General features: G+C 55.5%; 18 protein-coding genes and 1 pseudogene. 6 read left to right on the top strand and 13 right to left on the bottom strand.

What is annotated here, in order from left to right:
• Window positions 1–3: 3 nt before the first annotated feature.
• From ubiE to udp, 3 genes are all read right to left on the bottom strand, one after another.
• Complete coding sequence (gene ubiE, locus JY391_RS21910) at window positions 4–759, bottom strand: bifunctional demethylmenaquinone methyltransferase/2-methoxy-6-polyprenyl-1,4-benzoquinol methylase UbiE (protein ID WP_042292737.1); 756 nt, start codon at window positions 757–759, stop codon at window positions 4–6.
• Between the two features lie 94 nt (window positions 760–853).
• On the bottom strand, window positions 854–2,281 hold the full coding sequence (gene rmuC / locus JY391_RS21915; RefSeq protein WP_211935021.1) for a DNA recombination protein RmuC: 1,428 nt from the start codon (window positions 2,279–2,281) through the stop codon (window positions 854–856).
• A 139-nt stretch (window positions 2,282–2,420) separates the two neighbouring features.
• Window positions 2,421–3,182 carry a uridine phosphorylase gene (gene udp / locus JY391_RS21920; RefSeq protein ID WP_042292742.1) on the bottom strand — a complete coding sequence of 254 codons (762 nt, stop codon included), beginning with the start codon at window positions 3,180–3,182 and terminating at the stop codon, window positions 2,421–2,423.
• A 261-nt stretch (window positions 3,183–3,443) separates the two neighbouring features.
• Here udp and JY391_RS21925 point away from each other — a divergent pair, with 261 nt between their 5' ends.
• Window positions 3,444–4,256 (top strand): dienelactone hydrolase family protein, encoded by an 813-nt coding sequence (locus JY391_RS21925; protein WP_042292744.1) that lies wholly within the window; start codon window positions 3,444–3,446, stop codon window positions 4,254–4,256.
• A 62-nt stretch (window positions 4,257–4,318) separates the two neighbouring features.
• Here the strand turns inward: JY391_RS21925 and metE are convergent, their stop codons facing one another.
• On the bottom strand, window positions 4,319–6,580 hold the full coding sequence (metE, locus tag JY391_RS21930; protein ID WP_211935022.1) for a 5-methyltetrahydropteroyltriglutamate--homocysteine S-methyltransferase: 2,262 nt from the start codon (window positions 6,578–6,580) through the stop codon (window positions 4,319–4,321).
• Between the two features lie 232 nt (window positions 6,581–6,812).
• Here metE and metR point away from each other — a divergent pair, with 232 nt between their 5' ends.
• Complete coding sequence (gene metR / locus JY391_RS21935) at window positions 6,813–7,766, top strand: HTH-type transcriptional regulator MetR (RefSeq protein ID WP_042292748.1); 954 nt, start codon at window positions 6,813–6,815, stop codon at window positions 7,764–7,766.
• Here the strand turns inward: metR and JY391_RS21940 are convergent.
• The 3 genes from JY391_RS21940 to pldB form a co-directional block, all read right to left on the bottom strand.
• Window positions 7,654–8,553: a carboxylate/amino acid/amine transporter gene (locus JY391_RS21940; protein WP_042292751.1), complete on the bottom strand. Its 900-nt coding sequence runs from the start codon at window positions 8,551–8,553 to the stop codon at window positions 7,654–7,656. The two genes, metR and JY391_RS21940, sit on opposite strands and share 113 nt — an antisense overlap.
• An 80-nt stretch (window positions 8,554–8,633) precedes the next feature.
• A complete protein-coding gene (yigL, locus tag JY391_RS21945; protein ID WP_205613175.1) occupies window positions 8,634–9,434 on the bottom strand; it encodes a sugar/pyridoxal phosphate phosphatase YigL in 801 nt (266 codons plus the stop codon).
• A gap of 8 nt (window positions 9,435–9,442) precedes the next feature.
• Window positions 9,443–10,465 (bottom strand): lysophospholipase L2, encoded by a 1,023-nt coding sequence (gene pldB, locus JY391_RS21950; protein ID WP_042292755.1) that lies wholly within the window; start codon window positions 10,463–10,465, stop codon window positions 9,443–9,445.
• A gap of 110 nt (window positions 10,466–10,575) precedes the next feature.
• Between pldB and rhtB the strand changes: the two genes are divergently transcribed.
• Both rhtB and JY391_RS23855 read left to right on the top strand, forming a co-directional pair.
• Window positions 10,576–11,196, top strand: a complete 621-nt coding sequence (gene rhtB / locus JY391_RS21955; RefSeq protein ID WP_042292759.1) for a homoserine/homoserine lactone efflux protein — start codon at window positions 10,576–10,578, stop codon at window positions 11,194–11,196.
• Window positions 11,197–11,304: 108 nt separating this feature from the next.
• Window positions 11,305–11,379, top strand: a pseudogene (locus JY391_RS23855) (hypothetical protein); the annotation flags it as partial.
• A gap of 14 nt (window positions 11,380–11,393) precedes the next feature.
• Here JY391_RS23855 and rhtC read toward each other — a convergent pair.
• The 3 genes from rhtC to pldA all read right to left on the bottom strand — a co-directional run bounded on the left by rhtC (window position 11,394) and on the right by pldA (window position 14,855).
• On the bottom strand, window positions 11,394–12,014 hold the full coding sequence (gene rhtC, locus JY391_RS21960; RefSeq protein ID WP_042292762.1) for a threonine export protein RhtC: 621 nt from the start codon (window positions 12,012–12,014) through the stop codon (window positions 11,394–11,396).
• Between the two features lie 66 nt (window positions 12,015–12,080).
• Window positions 12,081–13,910 carry an ATP-dependent DNA helicase RecQ gene (gene recQ / locus JY391_RS21965; protein ID WP_042292863.1) on the bottom strand — a complete coding sequence of 610 codons (1,830 nt, stop codon included), beginning with the start codon at window positions 13,908–13,910 and terminating at the stop codon, window positions 12,081–12,083.
• A gap of 75 nt (window positions 13,911–13,985) precedes the next feature.
• Window positions 13,986–14,855 carry a phospholipase A gene (gene pldA, locus JY391_RS21970; protein ID WP_211935023.1) on the bottom strand — a complete coding sequence of 290 codons (870 nt, stop codon included), beginning with the start codon at window positions 14,853–14,855 and terminating at the stop codon, window positions 13,986–13,988.
• Window positions 14,856–15,020: 165 nt separating this feature from the next.
• Between pldA and yigI the strand changes: the two genes are divergently transcribed.
• Window positions 15,021–15,488: an acyl-CoA thioesterase YigI gene (gene yigI, locus JY391_RS21975; RefSeq protein WP_042998813.1), complete on the top strand. Its 468-nt coding sequence runs from the start codon at window positions 15,021–15,023 to the stop codon at window positions 15,486–15,488.
• Window positions 15,489–15,531: 43 nt separating this feature from the next.
• Window positions 15,532–16,428, top strand: a complete 897-nt coding sequence (rarD, locus tag JY391_RS21980; RefSeq protein WP_200036028.1) for an EamA family transporter RarD — start codon at window positions 15,532–15,534, stop codon at window positions 16,426–16,428.
• 51 nt (window positions 16,429–16,479) lie between these two features.
• Here the strand turns inward: rarD and corA are convergent, their stop codons facing one another.
• From corA to uvrD, 3 genes are all read right to left on the bottom strand, one after another.
• A complete protein-coding gene (gene corA, locus JY391_RS21985) occupies window positions 16,480–17,430 on the bottom strand; it encodes a magnesium/cobalt transporter CorA (protein WP_042292773.1) in 951 nt (316 codons plus the stop codon).
• A gap of 151 nt (window positions 17,431–17,581) precedes the next feature.
• Window positions 17,582–17,638 carry a YsgD/CorL family protein gene (gene ysgD, locus JY391_RS23860; RefSeq protein WP_212723238.1) on the bottom strand — a complete coding sequence of 19 codons (57 nt, stop codon included), beginning with the start codon at window positions 17,636–17,638 and terminating at the stop codon, window positions 17,582–17,584.
• Between the two features lie 269 nt (window positions 17,639–17,907).
• Window positions 17,908–20,070, bottom strand: a complete 2,163-nt coding sequence (gene uvrD / locus JY391_RS21990) for a DNA helicase II (RefSeq protein ID WP_042292776.1) — start codon at window positions 20,068–20,070, stop codon at window positions 17,908–17,910.
• Window positions 20,071–20,135 lie beyond the last annotated feature (65 nt).

Raw genomic sequence — 20,135 nt, forward strand, 5'->3', positions numbered from 1 at the left:
CTGTCAGAACTTATAGCCGCGATGCAGCGCTACCACACCCGCCGTCAGGTTGTAATAATCGACGCTTTCAAACCCGGCGTCCTGCATCATCGCTTTCAGCGTGTCCTGATCGGGATGCATACGAATAGATTCCGCTAAATAGCGGTAGCTGTCCGCATCGTTCGCCACCATGGATCCGATGCGTGGTAGAACGTGGAAAGAGTAGGCATCGTAGGCTTTGCTCAGCGGCTCGATAATCGGCTTAGAAAATTCCAACACCAGCAGGCGTCCGCCGGGTTTCAGCACGCGGAACATGGAGCGCAGGGCTTTGTCTTTGTCCGTGACGTTACGTAGACCGAAGGAAATGGTGATACAGTCAAAGGTGTTGTCCGGAAAGGGCAGCGCTTCCGCGTTAGCCTGAACGTATTCGACGTTGCCGATAACCCCGATGTTACGCAGTTTTTCACGGCCCATCTTAAGCATGGAGTCATTGATATCCGCCAGAATCACCTTGCCGGTTTCACCGACCAGGCGAGAGAACTTGGCCGTCAGATCGCCCGTCCCTCCGGCCAGATCAAGCACCGTCTGACCGCGGCGAACGCCGCTGCAGTCGATAGTGAAGCGCTTCCACAAGCGATGAATGCCAAATGACATTAAATCATTCATGACATCATATTTTGAGGCCACAGAATGAAAAACGTGGGCCACCATGTCTGCTTTCTGTTCTTTAGCGACAGTCTGAAAACCAAAGTGCGTCGTTTCTTGTGAATTATCCACCATCTCAGTGCCTGCTCATCAAAAAATTGTTCGAGAAGTGTAACAGATTGGGGCTATTTGCCCTACCCTTCTACCCGTTCCGGCGACGCCAAACGGGCTAAATCGATTGCTGTTTGACGCCGCTATCGTCTGAATGAAGCGTGTTTTCAGGTGCTTCGGGCACCGCGCGCAAACGGTATTCTTCATCCTGCGACGTCGCCTGTTCCGCCAGTTCCGGATTAATCTCGCGTTTGATTTCCACGCCTAACCCCCGAAACGCTTCTGCCTGCGCCAGCACGTTGCCGCGCCCCGACGTCAGTTTTTTCATCGCCTGACGGTAGTTGTCCTGCGCTTTCTCGAGGCTTTGCCCGACAGACGACATATCATCCACAAACAGCCGCATCTTGTCGTACAGTTTACTGGCTCGTTCGGCAATTTGCTGCGCATTGCGGCTTTGATGTTCGTAGCGCCACAGGTTGGCGATGGTCCGTAACGCCACCAGCAACGTCGTAGGGCTGACCAGCATAATGTTATTTCTCAATGCCTCGGTAATCAGTTCGGGCTGTCTGTCCAGCGCCAGCAAAAAAGCAGGCTCGACGGGGATAAACATCAGCACATAGTCCAGCGAGCGCAGTCCTGGAAGCTGCTGATAATCTTTACGCCCAAGCAGGCGAATATGGTTACGCACGGATGCGATATGCTCCTGGAGCGCGCTCTCACGGGTGACGTCATCTTCCGCGTTGAAATAGCGCTCATAGGCCACCAGCGTCATTTTAGCGTCGATCACGACATCTTTGCCCTGCGGTAAGCGGACAATCACGTCGGGCTGCATCCGCGAACGGACATCATTTTCAATGCTGACCTGCGTTTCGTACTCATAGCCTTCGCGCAGGCCGGAAGCCTCCAGCACGCGGGTAAGCACCACCTCACCCCAGTTGCCCTGGGTTTTATTGTCGCCTTTCAGCGCGCGCGTGAGATTGACCGCTTCCTGCGCCATCTGCGCATTGAGCTGTTGCAGATTACGAATCTCATGCGCCAGCGTATGCCGCTCGCGCGCCTCCTGACCAAAGCTGTCCTGAACCTGGCGGCGAAAACCGTCCAGTTGCTCACGCAACGGCATGAGCAGACTGTTAAGGCTCTGTCGGTTTTGCTCGTCGACCCGGCGGTTGCTTTGCTCAAAAATCCGGTTCGCCAGGTTTTCGAACTGCTCGCTGAGGCGCTGTTCGCTATTGATCATCTGACGAATTTTGTCTTCCGCATGCTGCTGCGTCGCTTCCATTCGCGTCGTGACTTCCCGCAGATCCGCTTCCAGCGAGGTGTTAATACTGCGCAGACTGCGAAGCTCATTGTTCAGCAGTTCGCACTCGTCGCGCCAGTGATCGCTTTGGGCAAGCTCCTGTCTGGCCGCGCTTAGCGCCGCCACCATCTCTTCACGCTCGGTAAGCTGATCGGCTTTTTGCTGTGCATGTTGATAACTGGCGATCAGCCAGCCCAGCGCAACGCCTACCAACGCTATCACTGCATAAATTATGAGAGAGATATCCAAAATGCCTCCTGCCGCAACCACTCACCAGCACAAAATAGAATTGTGCTGTATAAACGTCCAGTTTGAAAGGGATTTCCTGCGAGGCGTTACGCAAAATAAAAAGGCCGAACGCGTCGGCCCTGGAGGGAAAAACAGAAAATTAGATCAGGCGACGCGCCGCTTCCACCACGATTTTCACCGCATGGCTTTCGGTTTGCTTCATGGTCTCGGCGTTCGGTATCTCTTGCTGAGTACGGTTGACGATAACCCCGGCAACCATTCCCGCACGCAGACCCTGGCTGGCGCACATGGTCAGCAAAGTGGCGGACTCCATCTCATAGTTCATGACGCCCATCGCCTGCCACTCTTCCATCGAGCCTTTAAAGCGGCTCACAACGCGACCAGAATAGGTGTCGTAACGCTCCTGCCCTGGATAGAAAGTGTCAGAGGACGCGGTTACGCCTACGTGCGTGGTCGCCCCTATTGATTTCGCCGCCTCGACCAGCGCGGTGGTACAGTCAAAATCTGCCACCGCCGGGAATTCCATCGGCGCGAAGTGCAGGCTTGCACCGTCGAGACGCACAGATGCCGTGGTCACCAGAACATCGCCCACATTGATATGCGGCTGAATCGCGCCGGTGGTACCGATACGCAGGAAAGTACGAATGCCCAGCTGCGCCAGCTCTTCTACGGCGATGGAGGTGGACGGGCCGCCGATACCGGTCGAGCAGACAATCACAGACTTGCCGTCCAGCTCTGCGCGCCAGGTCGTAAATTCGCGATGCGATGCCAGCTTAACCGGCTTATCCATCAGCGCGGCGATCTTTTCCACACGCTCCGGATCGCCTGGAACGATTGCAAGCGTAGCCCCTTGTAAATCGCTTTTGGTGAGGCCGAGATGAAAAACATCAGACTTGGACATATAAAACTCCTCTGTGATTCGGTTTTAGTCAGAAGAAGCAAAAAGATACTCTACCGAAGGACGCAGGTGATTTTCGTGACCATCATCACCATGAGGGAAAACAGTTGCATTGAATTACGCTGATTAAGTGATGTTGATCACAATTAATTGTCAACCCTGCCTTCCATTGCACAAAAATTGAGCCAATTCAGGCAGTGTGCTTTAGTGAAGGCTGTCTATAGTTAACATTGCGCTATGTATTTTAAGGGTACGGAGAATACCATGACCTCAACACAACAAACGGGCTTTGCACCTGCGGCCTCTCCCCTCGCCTCTACAACGGTTCACACTCCGGACGACGCCATTATTGCCGGTTTTACCTCCATCCCTTCTCAGGGAGAAGATATGCCGGCTTATCAGGCGCGACCAAAACAAAACGATGCGCCCCTGCCAGTGGTCATTGTAGTGCAGGAAATTTTTGGCGTGCATGAACACATTCGCGATATTTGCCGCCGGCTGGCGCTGGAAGGGTATCTGGCTATTGCGCCAGAGCTCTATTTTCGCGAGGGCGATCCGAATGATTACAGCGACATCCCGACGCTGTTCAGCAATCTGGTCAGCAAAGTGCCGGATGCACAGGTGCTGGCCGATCTTGACCACGTCGCCAGTTGGGCGGCCCGCAACGGCGGCGATCCGCACCGTCTGATGGTGACCGGTTTTTGCTGGGGGGGACGCATTAGCTGGCTGTACGCCGCGCATAATCCACAGCTCAAAGCTGCCGTCGCCTGGTATGGGAAACTGATGGGTGAAAAGACCCTGAACTCACCGAAGCATCCGGTCGATATCGCCACGGATTTAAATGCGCCAGTGCTGGGGCTGTATGGTGGTCAGGATACGGGGATCCCGCTCGATACGGTTGAGACAATGCGCCAGGCGCTGCGGGCGGCAAACGCGAAAGCAGAGATTGTAGTTTATCCGGATGCCGGACACGCATTTAATGCCGATTACCGTCCGAGTTATCATGCAGAATCCGCGAAAGATGGCTGGCAGAGAATGCTGGCGTGGTTCAGCCAGTACGGCGGGAAGAGAGCGTAATGATTAAAAGCCCGGTGGCGGCTACGCCTTGCCGGGCCTTTGTCACAGGGTTGGCAAAGATATTAACCCTGACGCAAATTCTGCGCTGCCTTCACCATGTTCGCCAGCGCCGCACGCGTTTCCGGCCAGCCGCGAGTTTTCAGGCCGCAGTCCGGGTTGACCCACAAACGTTCCGCCGGGATGCGCTGGGCCGCTTTTTGCAGCAGGGCTTCAATCCACTCCACGCCTGGCACGTTCGGGGAGTGAATGTCATACACGCCCGGCCCAATTTCGTTCGGGTAGTCGAACTCTTCAAATGACTCCAGTAGCTCCATGTCTGAACGCGACGTCTCAATGGTGATCACATCCGCATCCAGCGCGGCAATCGAGTCCATGATGTCGTTAAACTCGCAGTAGCACATGTGGGTATGGATCTGCGTGTCGTCCTTAGCGACGGCGGCGCTGATGCGGAACGCTTCCACGCCCCACTGTAAATAGGCATCCCAGTCGCTGCGACGCAGCGGCAGACCTTCACGTAGCGCCGGTTCGTCAATCTGGATAATACCAATGCCCGCAGCTTCCAGATCCGCCACTTCATCCCGCAGCGCCAGCGCGATCTGTTTGGCGATGGTTTCGCGGGTCACGTCTTCGCGCGGGAAGGACCAGCAGAGAATGGTCACCGGACCGGTTAACATGCCTTTTACCGGCTTGTCGGTCAGCGACTGAGCGTACTTCGCCCAGTCGACGGTAATCGGCGCAGGACGGCTGACATCACCAATTACCACTGGCGGCTTCACGCAGCGCGAGCCGTAACTCTGCACCCAGCCGTTCTGGGTAAAAACAAAGCCGTCAAGATGCTCACCAAAGTACTCCACCATGTCGTTACGCTCAGCTTCGCCATGGACCAGCACGTCCAGCCCTAATCGCTCCTGTTCAACAATCGCCTGCTTAATGTGTTCGGCAATACCGGTGCGGTAGTGATTCGCATCCAGATTACCTTTTTTGAAGTCCAGTCGCAGGCCGCGGATTTCCGTGGTTTGCGGGAAGGAACCGATGGTGGTCGTCGGCCAGGCGGGTAATTTGAAACGCGCACGCTGGGCTTCGGCGCGCACTTCATACGGATTCTGACGTTGACTGTCCTGCGCGGAGATCGCCGCCAGACGTTTTTCTACCGCCGCATTATGTACGCGTGTTGACTGCCGACGCGCCTGAATCGGTACGCTCCACTCGCGAATTGCCGTCGTGTCGCCGCTGTTCAGCGCATCGCGCAGCAGGGCCAGCTCTTCACATTTTTGCAGGGCAAAAGCAAACCAGCTTTTCACCTCCGCATCCAGACGGGTCTCTACGCTCAGATCGATCGGGCTGTGCAGCAGGGAGCAGGAAGAAGCGATCCACAGCTCACGTTTGTCCACGATGTCCTTAATTTGTGCGTATTTTTCCGTTAGATCGGCGCGCCAGACGTTACGACCATTTACCAGACCTGCAGACAGTAGCCAGTCAGTGGGCAGACGCGTATGCAGTTCCGCCACATCGTCTTTACCGTGTACCAGGTCAACGTGCAGACCCTGTACCGGCAGCGCAGTAATAGTGTCGAGATTCGGCGTCACGCCCTCGAAATAGGTAGTGAGCAGCAGCTTCACCTGTCCGGTGAGCGCGTCATACGCCGGTTTAAAGGCATCGAGCCAAACCTGGGGCAGCTCCAGCACCAGCGCAGGCTCATCGATTTGTACCCACTGAATGCCGCGTTTGCCCAGTTCAATCAGCACCTGTTTATAGACCGGCAGAATATCGTTCAGCAGGCTGAGACGGTCAAATTGCTCGCCTTTCACTTTACCCAGCCACAGGTACGTTATCGGCCCCAGCAGGACCGGTTTCACCTGGTGGCCCAGCGCCAGCGCTTCGTCTACTTCGTCCAGAAGCTGGGTCCAGGTCAGTTTGAACTGCTGACCTTTTACGAATTCCGGCACCATGTAGTGATAGTTAGTGTTAAACCATTTGGTCATTTCTGCCGCCGCAGCCGGTTCACCGGTCGGCGCGCGACCGCGGCCAATGCGGAACAGGGTATCGATATCAACAGAGCCGTCTTTATTCTGATGACGTGCCGGTACGTTGCCAAGCAGCAGGCTGGTGGTCAGCACATGGTCGTACCAGGCGAAATCGCCAACCGGCAGCAGGTCAATACCGGCCTGTTTTTGTTGATCCCAGTGGCGCGCGCGCAATTCACGCCCTACCGCCAGCAGCTCTTCACGGGACGCGTTGCCCGCCCAGTAGCTTTCTTGCGCTTTTTTCAGCTCGCGACGCAGGCCGACGCGAGGAAAACCGAGGGTGTGATTAATAATTGTCATTTTTATAACCTCATAATGTGTAATCCGAAGGATTTCGGATTTAGGGAAGGCGGCAAACTTGCTCATCCCCAGCAGCTTACTGAAGTAAGTGACTGGGGTGAGGAAGTGCAGCCAACGCACCATAAATTCGAAAGACGCAGGATTTAGACGTCCAGATGTTTACACATCTATATTTGGCGGTTACTGTATATTCCTCAAGCGCAATTTGCTCATGCCGAAGTGAAGGACTTTCATGATCGAGATTAAACACCTGAAAACGCTCCAGGCGCTGCGGAATACCGGGTCGCTCGCCGCCGCCGCCGCGACGCTGCATCAGACCCAATCCGCCTTGTCTCACCAGTTCAGCGATCTGGAACAGCGCCTTGGCTTTCGGCTGTTTATCCGTAAAAGCCAGCCGCTGCGCTTTACGCCGCAGGGTGAGATATTGTTACAGCTCGCCAACCAGGTATTGCCGCAGATTAGCCGCGCGCTGCAGGCCTGTAATGAACCGCAGCAAACACGCTTGCGCATCGCGATTGAGTGCCACAGCTGTATTCAGTGGCTGACCCCGGCGCTGGAGCAGTTCCGCGCGAAGTGGCCGCAGGTAGAGATGGATTTTAAATCCGGGGTGACGTTTGATCCGCAGCCAGCGTTGCAACAGGACGAACTGGATCTGGTACTGACCTCCGACATTCTGCCGCGCAGCGGGCTGCACTATTCCCCAATGTTTGATTTCGAAGTGCGGCTGGTACTGGCGCCCGATCACCCGCTGGCCAGTCAAATCCAGATCTCACCGGAAGATTTAGCCAGTGAAACGTTGCTGATCTATCCGGTACAGCGCAGCAGACTGGACGTCTGGCGACATTTTCTGCAGCCCGCAGGCATCAGCCCGGCGCTGAAAAGCGTTGATAACACGCTATTGTTGATTCAGATGGTAGCGGCAAGAATGGGCATCGCCGCCCTGCCGCACTGGGTGGTGGAGAGTTTTGAGCGCCAGGGTCTGGTGGTCACCAAAACTCTGGGCGATGGGCTCTGGAGCCGCCTTTACGCCGCCGTGCGCGACGGCGAACAGCGCCAGCCGGTGACCGATGCGTTTATTCGCTCGGCGCGCAGTCATGCCTGCGATCACCTGCCGTTTGTGCGGAGCGCGGAGCGACCCACTTTCGATGCACCCACAGAGAAGCCAGTATCACAACCGCGCCTGTGATAAAGCTCGGCCAGTGAGGCTGTTGATGCCAGATCGCCAGATTAACCAGCAGCCCGGCAGGCACATGCATGTTATTCATAATGCCTAACGTGCCGGCATCCACCTGCGTTGCCCCCACGTTCCACATGAAATAGCCGATACCTGACGCCGCCACGCCGAGGAAGACCAGAATGCCCCACTGCAGCGTCGTTTCTGGCATCTTCTGCGCATTGCCGAGCAAAGACCACGCCGCCACCGCCACCAGAAACGCGCCGACGTAGAACCAGGCGAACGCGTTGTACTGCGGCATAGGGCGGGTTTCCATTAGACGCTTGTAGCCCACCATGCCGATGGCAAAGCTGATATTGGAAAGCTGCACCAGCAGAAGGCCGGTCCAGAAGTGATCGGTGACCTGATCATAACGGATAATACCCGCGCCGATCACCGCCAGCAGGGCGCTAAACGCATATCCCCAGCGCAGGCGGCGTTTGCTCATCACGTCATAAATCAGCGTGATATAAAGCGGCGTCAGCACGGTAAACAACAACAGTTCCGACACGGTCAAATACAGATAGGCGTGGAAACTCAACATATACATTATGCCGAGCTGCATTGCGCCCACCAGCATATACAGCCCGACAGTTTTCAGGCTGTGGCCGCGCGTGCGCAGAAACGGTAAAAAGACCAACGCCGCCAGGCCAACCCGCACCAGCACGGCGAAATAGCTGTCGACGTGTCCGGCAAGGTATTCGCCGAACAGGCTAAAAGAAAACGCCCACAGGATGGTGGTAATGATGAGTAACGCCACAATGGAACTCTCCGGGTTCAAGGAGTATCCATTGTAGCGAAGAGTTAGGTTGACAACTGACTAACTAACGAACAACCACCTTAACGCAAAAACAGATTGCGCAGATAATGCGGCACCGCATCATCGGCATTAATCCCAATCACTTCCAGCTCAGCATGTAAATCTTTCAGACGCTGGTGGGCGTTGCCCATGATGCAGCCCTTGCCAGCCATCGACAGCATTTCCGCGTCGTTCATGCCATCACCAAAGGCGATGCAGTCGTTCAGGCTGTAGCCCATCGCCTTCGCCACGGCTTCCAGCGCGTGGCCTTTCGATACGCCGCCTGCCATCACCTCCAGACAGGTGAGCGTGGAAAAACTGACGTTCACGCGATCGCCCCAGCGCGCGTTGATCGCCTGTTCCAGTGGCAGCAGCACCTCATGGCTGTCGCTGGTGAAGAATACCTTGCTGATGCCTTCCGGCTCCAGCAGCGCAGGCTCAAACAGGGAGTAGTTAAAGACTGCCTCTTTGAAAAAACGCATTTCATCCGGGCGGTGACGGTTCATAAACCATTCATCGTCACGATAGACATTCGTGATGATATCCGGGCTTGCGTTCACCACACCAAACAGATCGCTGGCGATATCGCGATCCAGATTATGGGTAAACACCAGATTGCCGTCCATATCATGCACCCGCGCACCGTTAGAGGTGATCATGTAGGACTTAATCTCCAGATTATCGCGGATTTGTCCCACGTCGACGTGGTGGCGACCAGTGGCAAAAACAAAGTTAACGCCACGCGCGGTCAGCAGTTTCAGTGTCTCTTTAGCGTAAGGAGATAGGGTATGGTCGGGCGAGAGCAGCGTGCCATCTAAATCAGACGCAACAACCTGATACATATAAAAATTCAACCTCTAAGCAAAGCGGTTTCCGCTGGTGAGTTATGCTTGTTGAAAAAATCAACAATAGCGTGAAGCGCGACTGAGCGCATGGCGTCCTTTTCAAAAAGGATCTCATGGTACGCGCCTTTGATGACAAGCGGTTGACCCCCTTCGACCGGGTGTCCCGCCGCGGCGCGGATTTCACAAAAACGGTAATGCATGCGGTTATCCACCACACGCTCTTCTTCGGCCTGGATCAGCAACGTTGGCGTGGCGTCGTCGCCCGCCCCGGCCAGCACGTGCTCTGCCGCCAGGATGCCTTCACGTACCCAATGGTAGGTCGGGCCGCCCACGCGCAGCTGTGGCTCATCAGCGTAAAACCGCAGGTTACGCCGATAACGCTGCCGACTGTGCGTTAACAAATTCATGCCAAACGGCAACGCCCGCCAGCGCCCGGTGCCAATCGCATAACCTTCACGGATGCGGGGATGCCCCTCGGCCCAGTCGAGAATATGGCGAACCATCCAGTCGGGCAGGCGCATCACAATACCAAACATCGGCGCGCACAGCGCGATCGCGTCGCACTGGTTTGGATGACGTTGCAGAAACAAAGTCGCAATCGCGCCGCCCATTGAGTGCGCCAGAATGTAGCGCTTCCGCCACGGTCCCGGCTGCACTTCCTGTTCCCAGAACGCCGTTAAATCATCAACATAATCGTTGAAGTTATCGACATGACCACGGTGCGGATCCGATAACATGCGCCCGGAACGGCCCTGCCCCCGGTGATCAATGATCAGGACATCAAAGCCAAGATGAAACAGGTCATAGGCCAGTTCGGCATATTTAACGTAGCTTTCAATACGCCCCGGACAAACCACGATCACCCGATCGTTTTGCTCTGCGCGAAAACGGACGAAACGTACCGGCACGCTGTCTACGCCCGTAAATTCCGCTTCCTCCCGCTGGCGCCAGAAATCGGTCAGCGGTCCCATTGAGAACGCCGCGAACGCATTTTCTCTCGTTTCCCAGTCTTTTTGCTGCTGAAACATCAGGTATCCAGCCTCGTTTACCAGGTAAAATCGTTTTTTTGTCGTTGCCTGACACAACCGCACAACAGTAGCGTATTGTGGCATAAAAATAGACAATCAGGGAGTTTCCGATGACTTTCGAATGGTGGTTCGCCTACCTTTTGACGTCCATAATTTTGAGCCTTTCACCGGGCTCCGGCGCCATCAATACCATGACCACCTCCATTAACCATGGCTATCGTGGCGCAATGGCCTCTATCGCCGGGTTACAGGCGGGCCTGGCTATCCATATCGTGCTGGTCGGCGTCGGACTGGGAACGCTGTTCTCACGGTCGGTACTCGCATTTGAGATACTGAAATGGGCGGGCGCGGCCTATCTGATCTGGTTGGGCATCCAGCAGTGGCGTGCAGCGGGGGCCATTGATTTGACCACCATGGCGAATACCCAATCCCGCGGACGTCTGTTTCAGCGCGCCGTCTTCGTCAACCTGACCAACCCGAAAAGCATCGTTTTTCTCGCCGCGCTGTTTCCGCAGTTCGTCATGCCGAAGGAGCCGCAACTGATGCAGTACATCATTCTCGGTGTGACGACGATTGTCGTTGATATTGTGGTGATGATTGGTTACGCGACGCTGGCGCAGCGAATTGCGCTCTGGATCAAAGGACCGAAGCAGATGAAGGCGCTGAATAAAGTGTTCGGTTCGCTGTTTATGCTGGTCGGCGCGCTACTGGCTTCGGCAAGGCATGCGTGACAAACGGAGTCGCGCTCGCAATACCTTGTTGACGATCAGAACGGTGGAATATAGACCGTCGAACCAGACAGCAAAGAAAGAAACAGGGTTCATTCTTTGCTGTTGAACGCAGTGTTGCTGGATAGACTGACTCAGCGGTTTATGCTGGAGCAGATGAGCGGACAACAAATTACCGTGCTGGTAAGGCGGGAAATAAATCAGCGCGAAATGATCAAATGGATGCCAAAGCCCGCAAACAGCGCGCCGGCAAAGCCGTCGATCCATTTCGCCAGCCGCTGATAGCCGCGACGCATCTGTGGCAGCGCAAACAGGCTCGCCACCACCGTAAACCACGCGAATGTTTCCACTATAATCAGCACAAAGATACCCCAGCGCGCGGCGGTACCCACGTTATCGCCAACAAACAGGGAAAACACCGAACCGAAATAGATTATCGCTTTTGGGTTCGCCAGATTGGTCAGCAATCCCTTCAGAAAACTGCGTCCGCTCTGCGCCAGTTCAACCTGCGGCGCGGGCGCGGCAGTATCCTGCTTTTTCAGCGCGCCGCGTAGCATCTGGTAGCCCATCCAGCACAGATACAGACCGCCGCCGACCATAATAATGGTATGCAGCCAGGCCATTTTTTCAATAATCAGATGCAGGCCAAGCAGCGCGATACCCGCCCAGACCATAACGCCACAGGTAATCCCCAGCACGCCCATCATCGCTTCTTTACGCGAGCGGCTGACGGCAGTCTGCGAGACGAAAAAGAAATCCGGACCCGGACTCATGAGCGCTACAATGTGCACCATCGCCACGGTGAGAAATAACATTAGCATGATCGAAATACTCGCGGGGGAAACAGTTCAGTGAGTCACCATCCTGGCACTTTTTTGCCTGGCTGACTACTCCTCGTCGTCACCGTCTACGTGAGCGCGAATCAGCGCCATAAATTCTTTACCGAAGCGTTCGAGTTTACGCATCCCGACACCGTTGACGCTGAGCATTTCGCTGGCGGAAACCGGCATCTGTTCGGCCATCTCAATCAGGGTGGCATCGTTAAACACCACGTACGGCGGGATATTTTCTTCGTCGGCGATCGCTTTACGCAATTTGCGCAGTTTTGCGAACAACTTGCGATCGTAATTGCCGCCGAAGGATTTCTGCATAACCCGCGGCTTAAGGGCAACGATACGCGGTACGGCAAGCTGAAGCGGCACTTCGCCGCGCAGCACCGGACGCGCCGCGTCGGTCATTTGTAACGCGGAATGCTGGGCGATATTTTGCGTCACCAGCCCCAGGTGGATCAGTTGACGGATCACGCTGACCCAGTGCTCATGGCTTTTCTCGCGTCCCATACCATAGACTTTGAGCTTGTCATGTCCCAGTTCACGGATGCGCTGGTTGTTGGCGCCGCGGATCACCTCAACAACATACCCCATGCCAAAACGCTGGTTCACCCGGCCTATCGTCGAGAGGGCAATTTGCGCGTCCTGCAGGCCATCGTACTGTTTAGGCGGATCAAGGCAGATATCACAGTTGCCGCACGGTTCCTGCCGCCCTTCACCAAAGTAGTTGAGCAATACCAGGCGACGACAGGTTTGCGCCTCGGCAAACGCGCCCATCGCATTCAGCTTATGTCGCTCGATATCCTGCAGTTGCCCCTGCGGTTTTTCTTCCAGGCAACGGCGCAACCACGCCATATCCGCCGGATCGTAAAACAGCATGGCTTCCGCAGGCAGGCCGTCACGACCCGCGCGTCCCGTTTCCTGGTAATAGGATTCAATGTTGCGCGGAATATCAAAATGCACCACAAAACGCACGTTGGGTTTGTTGATGCCCATGCCGAACGCCACGGTCGCCACCACGATTTGCAGGTCGTCGCGCTGGAATTTCTCCTGCACGTCCGCACGCACGTCATTTTCCAGCCCCGCATGGTACGCCGCAGCGCTAAGCCCACGGCTTTGCAGGCGTGCGGCGGTATCTTCCACTTTCGCCCGGCTGTTGCAGTAAATGATGCCGGACTTGCCGCGCTGCTCCTGCACGTAGCGCATCAGTTGATCGAGCGGCTTAAATTTCTCCATCAACATGTAGCGAATGTTGGGCCGGTCAAAACTGCTGATCTGAATTAAGGGGTCGTTGAGGCCTAATAAACGGACGATATCCAGCCGGGTGGTTTCATCCGCCGTGGCGGTCAGCGCCATAAACGGCAGCGCGGGGAAGCGCTGGCGAAGCTGGCCTAACGCCGCGTATTCCGGGCGAAAGTCGTGGCCCCACTGCGAAATACAGTGCGCTTCATCAACGGCCAGTAAGACGGGATTCCAGTGGGCAAGATGCTCGAGGAAGTTATCCAGCATCAGACGTTCAGGTGCGATATAGAGCAAACGAATCTTCCCGGTACGGCATCCTGCCATCACCTCATGTTGCTGTTCACGCGTCTGGGTCGAGTTCAGGCAGGCCGCCGCCACGCCGTTCGCCAGCAGCTGATCGACCTGGTCTTTCATCAGGGAAATCAGCGGCGAGACCACCACCGTTAACCCATCAAGGAGCAAAGCAGGGATTTGATAGCACAGGGATTTCCCGCCGCCGGTCGGCATAACCACCAGGCAGTCGCGTCCGGACATCGCAGTGTCGATGATCGCTTCCTGGCCCGGGCGAAACTGTTGGTAGCCAAAGGTCTCCTGCAAAACCTGTTTAGCTCCGGACTCCAGATTCAACACTTCCGCCTGCGCCACATTCACCCCGTTCGCCATCAAATAAAACAGGCGCTATTTTCAGCGCCTGAGAGAGAAACTGCAATGTTTAATCGATCAGAAGATATCGTTAAGCATCACGCCGACACCCACTCGCGTCTGGTTGAAGTTGTAATCGATAAGCGACTCGCCATAGCCGCTGTATACCTGGGTGTAAAGCCGAACGTGCTTCGTCAGCGGATAGCTCAGACCCAGTTCAGCGCCGCCGTAGCCGGTGTTCCAGTTATACTGTCCTTTCGCGCTCAGCACCGCATCGCCGAGGTGATACCCGATTTTCAACTGGTAATAGCCCATATATTTGGTGATATCGGGGTTATCGTCGGTGCTGCCGATGACGTACCACGGTTTCACCTCCACCAGCCAGTTGCCGTTTTCCGCCATCAGGCGCGTGTAAAGACGGTTCCAGCTACGTGAGGTTGGGTCCGAACGCCCGTTGGAAACATGGTTGTACCCCATTTCCACGTCGCGCAGCGTCCAGCCCGCAAAGCGATAATCGGTTGCAAAGCCGAGAAAAAGTTGTGGCTCGTAGTTGGTTTCACGAAACGGCGAGGACTCTTCGCTGTTGGAAAGCTGCCACCAGGATTTCTGAGTATACGACGCCCCCAGGACTGAATGGGGTCCCAGGATCCCTCGCCACAGCGGGAATGCCAGGCTCAACTGGAATTTCACTTCGTCTTTGCGGGCGTTTTCAGACCAGTTATAAGTGCTGATCGCTTCTTTATTTAAGTCGCTGGTACTGGTGTAGATCAGGTAGTTGGTGTCGTAAGGGTAAAGCGTGAACGGATTGTCATGCTCCACCAGCATATTGGCGATGATACTGCCCTGTACCGACGGCGTGTCATGCACCTCTTTTACTGTCGCTTCTTGCGCAAAAGCGACCACTGGCAGCATAGCTGCCGTCCATAAACCACCCAGAATCGCCCGCATTCTTGTTGTTCTCCTGAACGAAATAGTTAAGTTTTGAATAAAAATTGTTTCCGCCATTCTACATATTTACTGGTGTTGCGGTTAGTTATCCCGTCTTAAAGTAGAAATCAACAAACAAGAAGCATAACATCAACATTTCATTAACCAATGGAGTGACGGAATCGTATGTCTGCTGTACTCACCGCGGAGCAAGTCCTGAAGCTTGTGGGCGAAATGTTTGTCTACCACATGCCGTTTAACCGGGCGCTGGGGCTGGAACTCGAACGCTACGAAAAAGAATTTGCCCAACTGGCGTTTAATAATCAACCGATGATGGTCGGTAACTGGGCGCAAAGTATTTTGCATGGCGGAGTGATCGCCTCAGCGCTGGATGTTGCCGCCGGACTGGTTTGCGTAGGGAGCACGCTGACACGCCATGAAACCATCAGCGAAGACGAGCTACGTCAACGGCTGTCGCGAATGGGGACCATCGATTTACGCGTCGATTACCTGCGTCCGGGCAGGGGTAACCGTTTCACCGCCACCAGCAGCTTGCTGCGCGCCGGGAATAAAGTCGCCGTGGCGCGGGTGGAATTACACAATGAAGAGCAGTTATACATTGCCAGCGCCACCGCCACTTATATGGTAGGGTAAAACACGATAAACTGTTGTTACATTTCAGACACGAGTTTTCCCGATGGATGCAAAGCAAACGCGGCAGGGCGTGTTACTCGCTCTTGCCGCTTATTTTATTTGGGGCATCGCCCCTGCGTACTTCAAACTGATTCATTACGTCCCTGCGGATGAAATCCTGACGCACCGGGTGATCTGGTCATTCTTCTTTATGGTGGCGCTGATGAGCGTCAGCCGTCAGTGGTCCGGCGTCAAAACGCTGCTGCAGACACCGAAAAAGGTGTTCCTGCTGGCGTTGTCTGCCGTGCTGATTGGCGGTAACTGGCTGTTGTTTATCTGGGCGGTGAACAATCACCACATGCTGGAAGCCAGCCTCGGTTACTTCATTAATCCGCTGGTCAATATCCTGCTGGGAATGATTTTCCTCGGCGAACGCTTTCGCCGGATGCAGTGGGTGGCCGTAATTCTGGCGGTGTGCGGCGTGTTGGTGCAGTTATGGACCTTTGGGTCGCTGCCAGTCATCGCGCTGGGGCTGGCGTTTAGCTTTGCCTTTTACGGTCTGGTCCGTAAAAAGATTGCCGTGGAAGCACAAACCGGCATGCTGTTTGAAACGCTGTGGCTGTTGCCAGTGGCGGCGATTTACCTGTTTGGTATTGCGGACAGCACAACCAGCCACATGGGGCAAAACCCGCTGTCACTTAATCTATTGCTGATCGCCGCAGGCGTCGTGACTACCGTCCCGCTGCTGTGCTTTACCGGCGCCGCAACCCGTTTGCGCCTCTCAACGCTGGGCTTCTTCCAGTACATTGGCCCGACGCTGATGTTCCTGCTGGCAGTCATGTTTTACGGCGAAGTGCCGGGGGCAGATAAGATGGTGACGTTCGCGTTTATCTGGGTGGCGCTGGCGATTTTTGTCGCCGATGCGATTTATACCCAGCGCAGGACGCGTAAAGGCATGTGATTTACCCGTCCCCCTGACCCTCTCCTGTCTGGAGAGGGAACCCGCCAGGTTTTACAGCCAGTTCTTACGTTTAAAGTACAGATACGGCGCCAACCCCGCGAGGATCATGAAGATAATCGCGCCAGGGTAGCCAAAGCTCCATTTTAGCTCCGGCATAAACTCAAAGTTCATCCCGTAACTGGATGCCACCAGCGTCGGCGGCAGGAACACCACGGAAACCACCGAGAAGATCTTGATGATGCGGTTCTGCTCGATGTTGATAAAGCCCATCGCCGCCTGCATCAGGAAGTTCACCTTCTGGAACAGAGATTCGTTGTGCGGCAGCAGGGATTCGATATCGCGTAAGATCTCGCGCGCCTGCTCCAGTTGACCACCCGGCAGACGCGCTTTGCGTACCAGGAAGTTCAGCGCGCGCTGGGTATCCATCAGACACAAACGCACCTTCCAGCCGATATCCTCCAGCTCCGCCAGCGTCGAAAGCGCTTCATCATATTCATCGCCCTGATGCCCTTCCATGATCACACGGCTAAGCTGTTCCAGGTCGCTGTAGATGTTTTCAATTTCATCCGCCAGCTGTTCGATTTTGGTTTCGAACAGATCGAGCAGCAGTTCATAGGCGTTACCGTCGACCATCGCCTGGCTACGGGCGCGCATGCGGTATAAACGAAACGCGGGCAGTTCGCGCTCACGCAGGGTAAACAGACGGCCATCGCGAATGGTAAACGCCACGGTGGAGTTACCGGCGTGATCTTCCGCGTCTTCAAAGAAGAAGAAGGAGTGGATGTGCAGGCCGTCTTCGTCTTCAAAAAAACGCGCGGATGCTTCAATGTCTTCCAGTTCGGGGCGGGTTGCCAGGCTCTGCCCCAGCTCGGATTGTACGCGCAAACGCTCGTCATCGTCCGGTTCGACCAGGTCGACCCACACGGCATCAATCAGGGTTTGTGATTCTTCGACTTCCAGCCGGCTCAGTCGATTGTTTTCCAGTTGAAATGCGCTCAGCATGACCGGGACTCCCAATGCGTAAAAATATCGGACAGTTCGGTGGGCACACAGAAACAAATTGGGTTTCAGACCATAAAAGCCTGACTCAGCGCGACGGGAAAAAATGCAGGTCGCTGACAACCGCTAAGGCCATCAGCAAAAAGGGATAGCCTTAGGAGTTGATCCTGGATGACAGGATAATGAGCCAGTATCTACTGGGTGTGTCCAAGGCGAATGTCCTCTTAGCGTAATCGTGCGCGCATGTTACGCCAGCAAAAATTTGCCGTCAACTCGCAACGGAACGCGAAAAAGTAATAATTTCCCCTTATGTAAAAAGGTTAGCAGAGAGGGGGGATTTATCTATGATTTCAGAATATTAAGCGGCGATGTGGAAGCGAAAAGCGTCTGTCTGATAAGACTGCCGTCATCCGGGAATAAGCCAGGCCGGACGATGGCATAACTCCCTTATCCGGCCTAAGAATCAATGCGTTAGCGCCATCAGACCGTTTCCAGCTTCGCGTATGCCGCGACCAGCCATTTTATCCCCTGTCCCTGGAAGGCGACCTGTAACCGGCTGTGCTCGCCGCTGCCTTCCAGATTCACAATGGTGCCGTCACCGAACTTCGCATGGCGCACGCGCTGGCCCAGCTTATACCCGGTATCGTTTTCTGCAAGGGGCGCGCCCATCCGCTGATGGCTGACCGGACGGCTGACCGTCGCCCGCAGGCGGACTTCTTCCACACACGCTTCCGGTAGTTCGCCGATAAAGCGCGACGGGCGGTGATAGACCTCTTTACCATACAGACGGCGGGTTTCGGCGTAGGTCAGGGTAAGTTTTTGCATCGCGCGTGTTACGCCAACGTACGCCAGGCGGCGCTCTTCTTCCAGACGCCCCCCTTCATCCAGCGACATCTGGCTGGGGAACATCCCCTCTTCCATGCCGACGATAAACACCTGTGGGAATTCCAGCCCTTTCGCGGAGTGTAACGTCATGAGCTGAACCGCGTCCTGCCAGGTATCCGCCTGCCCTTCTCCTGCTTCCAGCGCCGCGTGGGAAAGGAACGCCTGCAGCGGCATTAAATCTTCATCTTCTTCGTTGTAGCTGAACTGACGCGTCGCCGTCACCAGCTCCTCTAAGTTTTCAATACGGGTTTGTCCTTTCTCGCCTTTTTCCTGCTCGTACATAGTGCGCAGCCCGGAATCTTTAATCACCCGGTCAGTCTGCACGTGCAGCGGCATATCGGCGGTTTCCTGCGCCAGCGCGTCAATCAGCTCCATAAAACGCTGGAGCGCACTGGCGGCGCGTCCGGCCAGCGCTTTTTCTTGCAACAGGTCGCGACAGGCCTGCCAGAGAGTAAGCTGGCGATCGCGCGAGGTCTGGCGCACCACGTCAAGGGTGCGATCGCCAATTCCGCGGGTTGGCGTATTGACCACGCGTTCAAAAGCGGCGTCGTCATTGCGGTTCGCGATCAGGCGCAGGTAAGAGAGTGCGTCTTTAATTTCCTGACGTTCGAAGAAGCGCATACCGCCATAAATTCGGTACGGCATGCTGGCTTGCAGCAAGGCTTCTTCCAGCACGCGCGACTGGGCGTTGCTGCGGTAGAGAATGGCGCACTGTTCCAGCGCCCCACCGTTGTCCTGCCAGGTTTTGATGCGGTTAACCACAAACCGCGCTTCGTCCAGTTCGTTGAAGGCGCAGTAAAGCGAGATAGGCTCACCGTCAACGCCGTCGGTCCACAGTTTTTTCCCCAGTCGACCGTTGTTATTTTCAATCAGGGCGTTGGCCGCGCTCAGGATGTTGCTGGTCGAACGGTAGTTCTGCTCCAGACGAATGGTTTGCGCGCCGGGGAAGTCGTTGAGAAAGCGCTGGATATTTTCTACCTGCGCGCCGCGCCAGCCATAAATGGACTGGTCGTCGTCGCCCACAATCATCACTTTTCCGCTATCGCCCGCAAGCAAACGCACCCACGCGTACTGGATGTTATTGGTATCCTGAAATTCGTCCACCAGAATATTGGTGAAACGCTCGCGGTAGTGCTGAAGGATATGCGGTTTATTAAGCCATAGCTCATGGGCGCGCAGCAGCAGTTCGGCAAAATCCACCAGTCCGGCGCGATCGCACGCTTCCTGATAGGCCTGATACACCTTCTGCCAGGTCTGCTCTACCGGATTTCCAAAACTCTGTAGGTGGTGCGGCCGCAGCCCTTCGTCTTTCTGGCTGTTGATGAACCACATGGCCTGGCGCGGCGGCCACTGCTTCTCGTCAAGGTTCATCGCCTTGATCAGGCGCTTGAGCAGACGCAACTGGTCTTCACTGTCCAGGATCTGGAAATCCTGCGGCAGGTTGGCGTCCATGTGGTGCGCACGCAGCAGTCGGTGTGCCAGCCCGTGGAAGGTCCCCACCCACATTCCGCCCTGGCTGGTGCCCATCAGTTGGCCGATACGGTGGCGCATTTCCGCCGCCGCTTTGTTGGTGAAGGTCACCGCCATAATCGAATACGGCGAGTTGTTCTCCACGGTCAGCAACCAGGCGATACGGTGTACCAGAACGCGGGTTTTACCACTCCCCGCCCCGGCGAGAACCAGCATGTTGCTGCGTGGCGCGGCCACCGCTTCGCGCTGTTTGTCATTGAGGCTGTCGAGCAGGTAAGAAACGTCCATTGGCACCGCCGCGTATAAGTAGGTAGGGCGGATAAGCGTAGCGCCTTCCGCCAAAAAAAGCTGGG

The organism is Citrobacter sedlakii (genome assembly GCF_018128425.1).
Taxonomy (GTDB): Bacteria; Pseudomonadota; Gammaproteobacteria; order Enterobacterales; family Enterobacteriaceae; genus Citrobacter_A; species Citrobacter_A sedlakii.

Excerpts from the sequence above, each read along its gene's own strand:
- ubiE (WP_042292737.1), bottom strand. The coding sequence starts at position 759 with ATGGTGGATAATTCACAAGAAACGACGCACTTTGGTTTTCAGACTGTC.
- udp (WP_042292742.1), bottom strand. The coding sequence starts at position 3,182 with ATGTCCAAGTCTGATGTTTTTCATCTCGGCCTCACCAAAAGCGATTTA.
- JY391_RS21925 (WP_042292744.1), top strand. The coding sequence starts at position 3,444 with ATGACCTCAACACAACAAACGGGCTTTGCACCTGCGGCCTCTCCCCTC.
- metE (WP_211935022.1), bottom strand. The coding sequence starts at position 6,580 with ATGACAATTATTAATCACACCCTCGGTTTTCCTCGCGTCGGCCTGCGT.
- metR (WP_042292748.1), top strand. The coding sequence starts at position 6,813 with ATGATCGAGATTAAACACCTGAAAACGCTCCAGGCGCTGCGGAATACC.
- yigL (WP_205613175.1), bottom strand. The coding sequence starts at position 9,434 with ATGTATCAGGTTGTTGCGTCTGATTTAGATGGCACGCTGCTCTCGCCC.
- pldB (WP_042292755.1), bottom strand. The coding sequence starts at position 10,465 with ATGTTTCAGCAGCAAAAAGACTGGGAAACGAGAGAAAATGCGTTCGCG.
- rhtB (WP_042292759.1), top strand. The coding sequence starts at position 10,576 with ATGACTTTCGAATGGTGGTTCGCCTACCTTTTGACGTCCATAATTTTG.
- rhtC (WP_042292762.1), bottom strand. The coding sequence starts at position 12,014 with ATGCTAATGTTATTTCTCACCGTGGCGATGGTGCACATTGTAGCGCTC.
- pldA (WP_211935023.1), bottom strand. The coding sequence starts at position 14,855 with ATGCGGGCGATTCTGGGTGGTTTATGGACGGCAGCTATGCTGCCAGTG.
- yigI (WP_042998813.1), top strand. The coding sequence starts at position 15,021 with ATGTCTGCTGTACTCACCGCGGAGCAAGTCCTGAAGCTTGTGGGCGAA.
- rarD (WP_200036028.1), top strand. The coding sequence starts at position 15,532 with ATGGATGCAAAGCAAACGCGGCAGGGCGTGTTACTCGCTCTTGCCGCT.
- corA (WP_042292773.1), bottom strand. The coding sequence starts at position 17,430 with ATGCTGAGCGCATTTCAACTGGAAAACAATCGACTGAGCCGGCTGGAA.
- uvrD (WP_042292776.1), bottom strand. The coding sequence starts at position 20,070 with ATGGACGTTTCTTACCTGCTCGACAGCCTCAATGACAAACAGCGCGAA.